This window comes from Marinifaba aquimaris (assembly GCF_013328345.1).
Taxonomy (GTDB): domain Bacteria; phylum Pseudomonadota; class Gammaproteobacteria; order Enterobacterales; family Alteromonadaceae; genus Marinifaba; species Marinifaba aquimaris.
On sequence record NZ_JABULX010000053.1, the window covers coordinates 1 to 10,025 of the forward strand.

Here is a 10,025-nt window from a genome sequence, read left to right on the forward strand (position 1 = left end):
GTTCAATGACAGATGGTTATGACTGCTATCAAAATGCACTGGCTGAGAGAGTAAACGGTATTCTTAAAAACGAATACTTGTTAATGAAACCAAATAACCTAAATGAGGCAAGGGAAATGGTAAAACAATCAGTCGATTTATATAATCAACAAAGGCCACATTCGGCCTTAAAATACAAAACGCCCGATGAAATTCATCAGGCGTTTTAATCAAAAAAGTGTCAACCCATAGTAGGATGGGTCATGGTTAATCACTGCAGCTCGGTAGTCTTATCAAGTAAATGGTCAGTGTTATGGCAATTAAAGCAAGTAGAGCCACCAAATAAACGTTTGATTGCACAAAATAGATTGAAACCCCAATACTCCCCCAGATAAAGGCAATCGCTCGACATTTTATAGCCGGCTTTAAACCTCTTCCCTTCTCATAATTGACCAGTGTTTCACCAAAATATTTGTTGGTTCTAAGCCAATGCAAATACTTATCTGAGGATCGAGAAAAACAATATGAAGCTAATAGAACAAAGACAAAGCTGGGCATAAGAGGCAAAATGGCCCCGATAATAGCAAGACCGACACAAAACCAGCCTAAGATCAGAAAAGTAACCTTTCGAGCATGTTGCACTGACTTCATCGCATCTCCGTGTCCAAATTGTATATGGGCTTTACTAGAATAATTCTATTTCTCCAACCTCAATATCTGAGCTAGGTTTATCATCAAAAATATCAGCCGCGTTAACTATGGTATTTTTACCACGTGATTTGGCTTCTTTTACCGCCTGTATACTTCGCTCATAGAGCTCACTGGCTAACATGCCTGAAATAGTCATCGAATAACCAATACTGACTTGGATCGTAGCAATTCGAGGAAAATGGGTTTTTGCCACTTTTTCCTTAAATCGCTCTAATACATCCTTCACGCCCTCATGGCTGATATGTCTTATTAATATAGCAAAGGTATTACCGCTGTATCGACACAACATGTCGCTATCTCTGAAAGTAATCTCTAGTAGCCTAGCCACCTTCATTAGCACTTCATCACCGATAGTATGGCTGAACCTTTCATTAATTAAGGTAAAATCATCTATATCTATCATTGCAATACAGTCAGCACTATTGAAAGCTGAACGTCTCTCAAGGGCGTGGCTACGTTTAAAAGCGGCTACTGACATATCGGCAATATCAACAGAATTACCATTTACCGCTTCTGTTAGGATGTTGGGGTTATACAAATCAGTGAGAGCATCTTTTTGAAAGTAATGAAGCATTTCAAGTTGGTTTTGCCAAACCACACAAAGTGTTTTCACAAATTGGATCAGTTGCGGCTTAAACATCTCATGAGTCTCATCGATAATGAGTAAAAAGCTGCAATGTTCATTGACTAAAACGATGAAGTATTTGTGATCATCCTCTTCAAAATAGTTTGGGTGAAGACATTTAGCAGATCCCAATTCCTCAACCAGTCGCAGCTCTTTTTCAGTCGGTATCTGAAGCTCATTGGCATAAACCAATTCAAGCGCATTCACACCTCTTAAATGAAAATTGTAATACATGCGATATGCCGTATCAGACAATGTATCTTTAAGAAAATCGATGGCGAGAGTATCCAATCGACCGATTGCATTTTGACAAGTTAAGGTATCGAATATTAAGTGGAGTTGTTGCCAGTTCATTAATACAACGAATACCTGAATGAAATTAATCTATTATTCTTAGCGATAAACTCTGCCTTTAGCAAGAAACTTATCGCTTATTTGTTCTGTTTGATTATTTATACAACCATTAAGTTACAAATGTAATAACATTTTGGTTTTTAAGCACTTTTTACTATTAGTCGAGTAAACAGTTTGCATAAAAACTCGTAGTTGCAGGCCAATCAGAAAAGACCCCCAAAACTCCAACTTTTTGAGCTAATACATCAAGTAAAGTGTAAGTATCGCCATTTGTATTAATGGCACTGCTAATCGATTGATAATACCAACCTCCACCATTTGATAAATCACCCGAGCGTTCTAAAGTCCAAGTAATAATTTTAAGTCCAGCTTGTTTAGCCAAAAGTGCATAGTCTGAAGGAATGATGCGATTGTTGCTATCGAGTGTAACCAATGCCCACATAGGCGGTGCGATAATGGACAAGCCATCAGCTTTCATTTTTTCAAAATCAGTCAACTTGACAATAAATGTCTCTGATTCCACTCTATCATCAAGATAAACGACTTGTTTTCTAAATCTAGGATGATGCTCAATCCAATATAAAACATTTTGATAATTAAAAGACTGTAGCCAAACACGACTCGGTTCGATACCCATTTGCACATATTCATCAATCAACTGCGATGCGTACCTTTGTTGGGTAAAGTCACCTTGATACGGCATTTCTACAAAAGTAGATTTTAATTCAGGCGTAAAACCCAATTGATATTTATCAATAATTTCAATCGACTCTTTGTGGCTTAAAGGTGTGCCACAAGCTGAGTAACTATTGCTGTCTTCAGCTAAATACGTTTGTGCGGTTTGTGCTTTAGTATCAACTTTATCTTGTCTTGCACATAAGGTTTTAAATTCAGCCAAAGTTATATCCGATGTACAGCACATTGCTCTAGCAGGAGAGTTATCGTTTGCAGGCATAAAATCTTGTTGGCATTTCTTCGCTAAGTTAGGTCTTAACAAGATATCAGTAGTGCGATGTAAATCGCATTGCGAATGCCGACAAACAAGCTGTTTATCTTTAGTAAAGGTTACATCGCATTCGATAATGCCAGCTGCCGATTTTACTGCGGCTAAATAGGACTCTTTACTGTGTTCAGGAAAATAAAGCGGCGCGCCTCGGTGGCCAATAGAAAATGGATTCGCCTTTAACTTATTATCTTTACAGGCCAAAAGCGTTTTTTTTAGCTCATCATTTTTTACCGATTCTATCAAAGCAATTGGCCTATCTTTTGGCTCAAAATGGGTAGCCGCACCAACCGATATTGAATGAATCAGCAGAAGTGATAATACAGTTCTGTAAAAACCTTTGTAGCGACAGGCACTCAGTTTAAATAGGCGGTTAGATTGCATCTTTTGTACTCGTTATAACTAATTTGCTTAAAACTTAACGTGCGAAGGTTTAGTCAAGATGACAAACACAGTAAATTCCAGAGACAGAATTTGCGATTTGCGATAATAAAAAAAGCTTTAATCAGGTATAATGCCAAGCGATCTGACCTGAATTTTATAAATAGTGAGTTATCCCGAATATGATGCCTGTAGCAAAAGACATCTTTTCTTATGAAAAATACCAGCACAGGGTAACGGAGCCTGCGCCATTCCTACCTATGTCAAGAAAAGAGATGGATCAACTTGGCTGGGATAGCTGTGACATCATCATCGTTTCTGGTGATGCCTATGTCGATCACCCAAGCTTTGGTATGGCTGTGATCGGGCGAACACTCGAAGCCCAAGGCTTTAGAGTCGGAATCATAGCTCAGCCCGATTGGAATAATCCAGATACGTTTAAAGCGCTTGGCCGCCCTAACCTCTACTTTGGGGTGACTGCCGGCAACATGGATTCCATGATCAACCGCTACACGGCTGATAGAAAAATTCGTCATGATGATGCATACACACCCAACAATGAAGGTGGAAAACGTCCAGACCGCGCAACATTAATCTACACACAAAAATGTAAGCAAGCCTACAAAGACATCCCCGTTGTCATCGGTGGTATTGAAGCTAGCTTAAGACGCATCGCCCATTATGATTACTGGTCTGATAAGGTTCGCCGTTCAATTTTACCTGATTCAAAAGCAGATATTCTCATCTTCGGTAATGCTGAACGCGCATTACTTGAAGTCACACATCGCATTGCTAATGGTGAACCGCTATCAGAAATAAAAGACGTACGCGGTACTGCGGTCATGCTAAAAGAGGCCTTGCCTGGTTGGAGCGGGGTTGACTCAAGTACGTTAGATAAGCCTGGTAAAATTGATGCCATTCCCAACCCTTATATGACAGAGGAACCACCGTGCGGCTCTGAAGGTGATGTTGAGGAAAAGGTTGAACAAGCAAAACCTATTGTTGTACAACTAGACAACCCGGCTAACGTTAAAATTAGCCAAGCTAAAAAAAAGAAAAAACCATGGGAAGAGGTCTACGTCAATTTGCCGCCTTATGACAAGGTCAGAGCGGATAAAGTCCTATACGCGCATACCTCTCGAATTTTACATCAAGAAACAAACCCAGGTTGTGCCCGCGCACTCATGCAGCGCCACGATGCACGCTATGTCTGGATTAACCCACCTGCTATTCCACTAGAAACAGGTGAAATGGATGGTATTTTCGATCTTTATTACGCACGTGTTCCTCACCCTAAATACGGCAAGGCGAAAATACCAGCCTACGACATGATAAAAACGTCAATTAATATCATGCGTGGTTGTTTCGGTGGTTGTACTTTCTGTTCAATAACCGAACACGAAGGGCGTATTATTCAAAGCCGAAGCGAAGAGTCTATCATCAATGAAATTGAAGATATTAAAGAGAAAGTCCCAGGTTTTACTGGCGTTATTTCAGATTTAGGTGGCCCGACGGCCAATATGTACAAGTTAAAATGTAAAAGCCCTAAAGCAGAAGCAACATGTCGTCGATTGTCATGTGTATGGCCTGACATATGCGGCCACATGGACACTGATCATACCCCAACCATAGATTTATATCGTCGTGCTCGCGATGTTAAAGGCATCAAAAAGATCTTAATTGCTTCTGGTGTACGCTATGACATTGCTGTGGAAGACCCTCGCTATGTCAAAGAGCTTGCCAAGCACCATGTTGGCGGTTACTTGAAAATTGCCCCAGAGCACACAGAAGAAGGCCCACTCAACAAAATGATGAAACCTGGGATGGGTACCTATTACAAGTTCAAAGAACTGTTTGATAAGTATTCGAAAGAAGCCGGCAAAGAGCAGTATTTAATTCCTTATTTCATCAGCTCTCACCCGGGTACGACGCCTGAAGATATGGTGAACTTAGCACTTTGGCTGAAGAAAAACCGCTTTAAGCTCGATCAAGTTCAAAACTTCTATCCAAGTCCGATGGCAACGGCAACAACTATGTATCACACCGAGCATAACCCGTTGTCTAAAATTAGCTACAAATCGGATAATATCTCAATTGCTAAAGGGGATCGCGCTCGTCGTTTACAACGCGCTTTACTCAGATACCACGCACCAGAGAACTTTGAATTAATTCGCGAAGGTCTCAAATCGATGGGGCTAAGCCGACTCATTGGCCGTGGCCCTAACCACCTTGTGCCTCCACCATCAAGAGATGAGCTAAAACAAAAAGCTAAACCCGCTCGAAAAGGTGAGCGTGCTGCCACTAAGCACACTCAAGCTCAATATAAAGACGACCCGCGCAGAAAGCCAAAGCGCAAAGATGTCAGTGGCACAAACAAGCCCAATAGCAGCAAGAGCAATAAATTTAATAAAAACTCGAGTAAACCAAGTAAAGGTAAAAGTGGCAATGCACCACAAAACTCGAGTAGAAAACCCGTTAACAAGAGAAAATCGAGTAAATAATGCCAATACGCCTAGATAAATTTATTTGTGAAAATACTGAACTCACCCGTAAGCAAGCGAAAGTACGATTACACAGAGGAGAAGTTACGGTCGATGGCGAAGTCGTTAAAAATTCGGCTTTAAAGATTGCTGAAACAGCGGATGTTTGCATTGATGGAGAAAGTATTTCTCTAATCGGTGCTCGTTATATCATGCTTTATAAACCTGCTGAATTTATTTGCTCAAATATAGATGAAGTCTATCCTAGTGTATTGAATATTCTGATAGATGATGGTGTGAGTAAAATCGACAAATTACACACTGCAGGCAGACTGGATGCTGATACCACAGGTTTAGTATTGATCACTGATGATGGTCAATGGTCACACAACATCACATCGCCTAATAAAGATTGTCAAAAACGTTATCGAGTTGAAACAGAAAAAGTGATCACTGATTCAATGATTGAACAACTCGAACAAGGCGTGCAATTACATAACGAAGATGGTTTAACTAAACCTGCAACAGTTGAAAAAATTGATGACTATGAGCTTTTATTAACTATCAGTGAGGGTAAATACCATCAAGTTAAACGCATGCTTGCAGCAGTAGGTAATCGAGTAGAAAGCTTACACCGAGAACAAATAGGACAAGTTGAGTTAGACCAAGACCTTGAAATAGGTGAATGGCGTTACTTAACTGACGATGAGATAGCTTGCTTCAAATAAATTCTGACATTCTGCTATGACAATGACACAAGAAATGGAACCGACATCGAGTACTATCTTCACTGAAGATGAATTAAATGCCCATCAAGCCTTTCGACATGCATTTCCTTTTTTCCGAAATAATGCCGAGTTGACGTATTTAGATAATGCCGCAACAACGCAAAAACCACAGGGAATGATTGATGCCATTGCCGATTATTACGCTAACTACAATGCCAATGTTCACCGTGCATCTCATCAAGTTGCTGATAAAAGTACACGTGCTTATGAAAAAGCACGAGAAGATGTACGCCATTTTATCAATGCACCTTCAAGCAAAGAAATCATTTGGACAAAAGGTACAACTGAAAGCATCAACTTAGTTGCTCAATCCCTCGCCTTCTCTCGTTATTTCAGACAAGGTGATGAAATTTTAGTCAGTGCATTAGAGCACCATGCTAATTTTGTTTCTTGGCAACAGTTATGTAAAAAACTGAAATTAAAATTGGTCATCGCACCCGTTAATGCCCAAGGCATTGACCTAAATGCTTGTTTAGCACTTATCAACAACAAAACTAAACTGGTTGCCATTAGCCACGTATCTAACGTGCTTGGCAGCATTCAGCCAATCAATGCGATTATCAATAAAGCGCGGTTACACAAAGCATTAACACTGGTAGATGGTGCACAAGCTATTGCTCATTTACCAGTTGATGTGCAAAAGCTCGACTGTGATTTTTATGCTTTCTCTGCCCATAAAGTCTATGGCCCGACAGGTTTAGGTGTGCTTTATGGAAAAAGTGAAATTTTAAATGCGTTAACGCCATACCAATATGGCGGCGAAATGGTGTCAAACGTCTCAACAGATGATGCCTGTTTCTCTGAGTTACCGCATAAGTTTGAAGCAGGAACGCCAAACATTGCAGATGTCATTGGTTTAGGGGCAACGCTTAACTTTATTCAAGCGCAGGATAAAACAGCCTTAGCACTATATGAGAAAAAACTCTATTTAGCGCTTTATCAAGGCTTAGCGTCTATCCCAGGTGTGAAGTTACAAGGCAGTGAAAAAGGCACCAGTGCTATTTCTTTTACCGTTTGTGATTGGCATGTACAAGATATTGCTGAACTACTCAGCCAAATGGGGTTTGCAGTCAGAGTCGGTACCCATTGTGCACAGCCGCTCATGCAGGTATTAGATACAGAAAAAGGGACAATTCGAGTCTCATTATGCGCTTATAACACCTACGCTGAAATTCAAGCTTTGATCAATGCCTTACAATCGTTAGAAGATTTTGTTTAATGAATAGCCAATACCACGATATCATCAACACCTTCGAGCAATTCGCCAGTTGGGAAGACAGATACCGCTTTTTGATGAAAGCGGGTAAAAACTTAGCGGACTTCCCAGACAAATATCGAACTGAGCAGAACTTAGTACAAGGGTGTGAAAGCCAAGTTTGGCTGCACATTGAGATCAGTAATGACGAGCTAAAGTGCTTTGCCGACGCCGATGCAAGAATAGTTAAAGGTCTGCTTTTCATTCTTCTCACGCCATTAAATGGTCTTAATGCTAAGCAAATAGCCACTTTCGATCTCAATGGTTATTTTGAACAACTCGCGTTAATAAAACACTTAAGCCCCTCACGTGGGAACGGCTTATTGTCGATTGCCAATACGATACAGCAAACAGCACATAAGCTAAGTGAATAAACCCTTGCTTTAGCCATAGTCAATTAGACGACATATCGCTACAATACCGCCCATAAAAAACTAAAGTACAACAAAAAGACGGAAACGAAATCCATGCGTACCAGTCAGTATTTATTATCGACCTTAAAAGAAACGCCAGCTGATGCAGAAGTCATCAGCCATCAATTAATGCTAAGAGCGGGTATGATCCGTAAATTAGCGTCAGGTTTATACACTTATCTACCAAGTGGTTTGAAAGTACTGCGCAAAGTCGAACGCATTGTGCGCGAAGAAATGGAAAAAGCAGGTGCGATTGAAGTTTTAATGCCCGTTGTTCAACCTGCCGATTTATGGGAAGAGTCAGGCCGTTGGGAACAATTTGGCCCGGAATTACTACGCATTAAAGATAGACACGACCGTCCATTTGCACTTGGTCCAACACATGAAGAAGTCATCACTGAGCTGGTTCGCAAAGAAGTAAATAGCTACAAGCAGCTGCCGCTTAATCTTTTCCAAATTCAAACTAAATTCCGTGACGAAGTTAGACCGCGTTTTGGTGTAATGCGCGCGCGTGAGTTCACGATGAAAGACGCTTACTCTTTCCATTTAGACCAAGCTTGTTTAGAAAAAACATATCAAGCTATGTATCAGGCCTACTGCAATATCTTTGACCGTTTAGGTTTAGAGTACCGTGCAGTATTAGCCGATACGGGTTCAATTGGTGGTAGCTTATCTCATGAGTTCCATGTACTTGCTGAATCAGGTGAAGATGCAATCGTCTTTAGTTCGGGTAGTGATTATGCCGCTAATATCGAAAAAGCAGAATGCCACGCGCCAGCAGGTGAGCGCCCTACTCCAACTGCAGCGTTAACCGAAGTAGCGACACCAGATGCACACAGTATCGAAGAAGTTGCGACTTTATTAAAAGTTGATGCAAAGCAAACCGTTAAGACATTACTTGTAAAAGGCGCAAATGCTGAAGGCGAAGCACAAGGTGTTGTAGCACTTGTACTACGTGGCGATCACGAATTAAACGAAGTAAAAGTTGAAAAGCTCAGTAATGTATATGCACCAGTGACATTTGCCAGTGAAGAAGAAATCAAATCAGCGGCAAACTGCAGTGCAGGTAGCATAGGTCCAATTGGCTTATCAATCGACGTTGTGGTTGATCACAGCGCAGCTCATCTTGCTGATTTTGTATGTGGTGCGAACAAAGACGGCTTCCACTACACAGGTGCAAACTGGCAACGCGATCATGAAAACTTCACTACCGCTGACTTGCGTAACATTGTTGAAGGTGATGCAAGCCCATGTGGTAATGGCGTTGTTTCAATTAAGCGCGGTATCGAAGTAGGCCATATCTTCCAGTTAGGTACTAAATACTCTGAAGCAATGAAAGCAGGCGTGTTAACTGAATCAGGTAAACACGAGAGCATGACTATGGGCTGTTATGGTATTGGTGTGTCTCGAATTGTGGCGGCTGCAATTGAGCAAAACAATGATAAATATGGTATTAAATGGACAGACAGTTTAGCACCATACACTGTTGCTATTGTTCCTATGAATATGCACAAATCTCACCGTATCCCAGAGGTTGCACAAAAGCTTTACGATGACCTTAAAGCCGCTGGTGTTGAAGTGTTATTTGACGATCGTAAAGAGCGTCCAGGTGTAATGTTTGCTGATATGGAGCTACTTGGTGTACCTCACTCAATTGTAATTGGTGAGCGCAACTTAGATGAAGGTTTAGTTGAATACAAATGCCGCCGTGGTGGTGATAAAGTGCAGCTAAAAATCGAAGATGCAGCACAGTATGTTATCGATCAATTAGACATCAAATAACGGCTTTCGCTATATTTAAAAAAGCAGCGTCTTCACGCTGCTTTTTTTTATGCCGTTAAACTCTTTAATTCTCCATACTGATAAATAAATGCACCGTCTCGACCATTGGATTTAGTATAGTAAAGCGCATTGTCTGCATACTTAATAGCCCCTTGCCAGTAACGCTTTAAATCATTAGTAACGGTCAAATAAACTTGGATACTTTTCTAGGCACTTTTACTTAGTTTTATCTCATATTCTGCTGGTGAGATATT

10 protein-coding genes are annotated in these 10,025 nt (G+C 40.7%); 6 read left to right on the forward strand and 4 right to left on the reverse strand.

The features are described 5' to 3' along the window. Positions 1-209, forward strand: a 209-nt coding sequence (locus tag HR060_RS18810) for an integrase core domain-containing protein (protein WP_174198709.1), incomplete at its 5' end; no start/stop codon positions are given. 37 nt (positions 210-246) lie between these two features. On the opposite strand, the gene HR060_RS18815 is transcribed toward HR060_RS18810, so the two are convergent. From HR060_RS18815 to HR060_RS18825, 3 genes are all read right to left on the reverse strand, one after another. Beyond that, positions 247-630, reverse strand: a complete 384-nt coding sequence (locus HR060_RS18815) for a YbaN family protein (protein WP_174201822.1) — start codon at positions 628-630, stop codon at positions 247-249. Between the two features lie 34 nt (positions 631-664). Then, the gene (locus tag HR060_RS18820; protein WP_174201823.1) at positions 665-1,669 is read right to left on the reverse strand and encodes a GGDEF domain-containing protein; all 1,005 of its coding nucleotides are present in this window, start codon (positions 1,667-1,669) and stop codon (positions 665-667) included. A gap of 157 nt (positions 1,670-1,826) precedes the next feature. Then, the gene (locus HR060_RS18825; protein WP_174201824.1) at positions 1,827-3,056 is read right to left on the reverse strand and encodes a glycerophosphodiester phosphodiesterase family protein; all 1,230 of its coding nucleotides are present in this window, start codon (positions 3,054-3,056) and stop codon (positions 1,827-1,829) included. A 182-nt stretch (positions 3,057-3,238) separates the two neighbouring features. Here HR060_RS18825 and HR060_RS18830 point away from each other — a divergent pair, with 182 nt between their 5' ends. The 5 genes from HR060_RS18830 to HR060_RS18850 all read left to right on the forward strand — a co-directional run bounded on the left by HR060_RS18830 (position 3,239) and on the right by HR060_RS18850 (position 9,771). Next, positions 3,239-5,554 carry a YgiQ family radical SAM protein gene (locus HR060_RS18830; protein ID WP_246283221.1) on the forward strand — a complete coding sequence of 772 codons (2,316 nt, stop codon included), beginning with the start codon at positions 3,239-3,241 and terminating at the stop codon, positions 5,552-5,554. Beyond that, positions 5,554-6,261, forward strand: a complete 708-nt coding sequence (gene rsuA / locus HR060_RS18835; RefSeq protein WP_174201826.1) for a 16S rRNA pseudouridine(516) synthase RsuA — start codon at positions 5,554-5,556, stop codon at positions 6,259-6,261. Before HR060_RS18830 ends, rsuA begins: the two co-directional genes overlap by 1 nt. 16 nt (positions 6,262-6,277) lie before the next feature. Further along, complete coding sequence (locus tag HR060_RS18840) at positions 6,278-7,540, forward strand: aminotransferase class V-fold PLP-dependent enzyme (RefSeq protein ID WP_174201827.1); 1,263 nt, start codon at positions 6,278-6,280, stop codon at positions 7,538-7,540. Continuing rightward, positions 7,540-7,950 carry a SufE family protein gene (locus HR060_RS18845; protein ID WP_174201828.1) on the forward strand — a complete coding sequence of 137 codons (411 nt, stop codon included), beginning with the start codon at positions 7,540-7,542 and terminating at the stop codon, positions 7,948-7,950. Before HR060_RS18840 ends, HR060_RS18845 begins: the two co-directional genes overlap by 1 nt. 93 nt (positions 7,951-8,043) lie before the next feature. Continuing rightward, entirely contained in the window at positions 8,044-9,771 is a 1,728-nt protein-coding gene (locus tag HR060_RS18850) for a proline--tRNA ligase (protein ID WP_174201829.1), read from the forward strand. Positions 9,772-9,818: 47 nt separating this feature from the next. On the opposite strand, the gene HR060_RS18855 is transcribed toward HR060_RS18850, so the two are convergent. Further along, positions 9,819-9,959 (reverse strand): hypothetical protein, encoded by a 141-nt coding sequence (locus HR060_RS18855; RefSeq protein WP_174201830.1) that lies wholly within the window; start codon positions 9,957-9,959, stop codon positions 9,819-9,821. Positions 9,960-10,025: the final 66 nt, after the last annotated feature.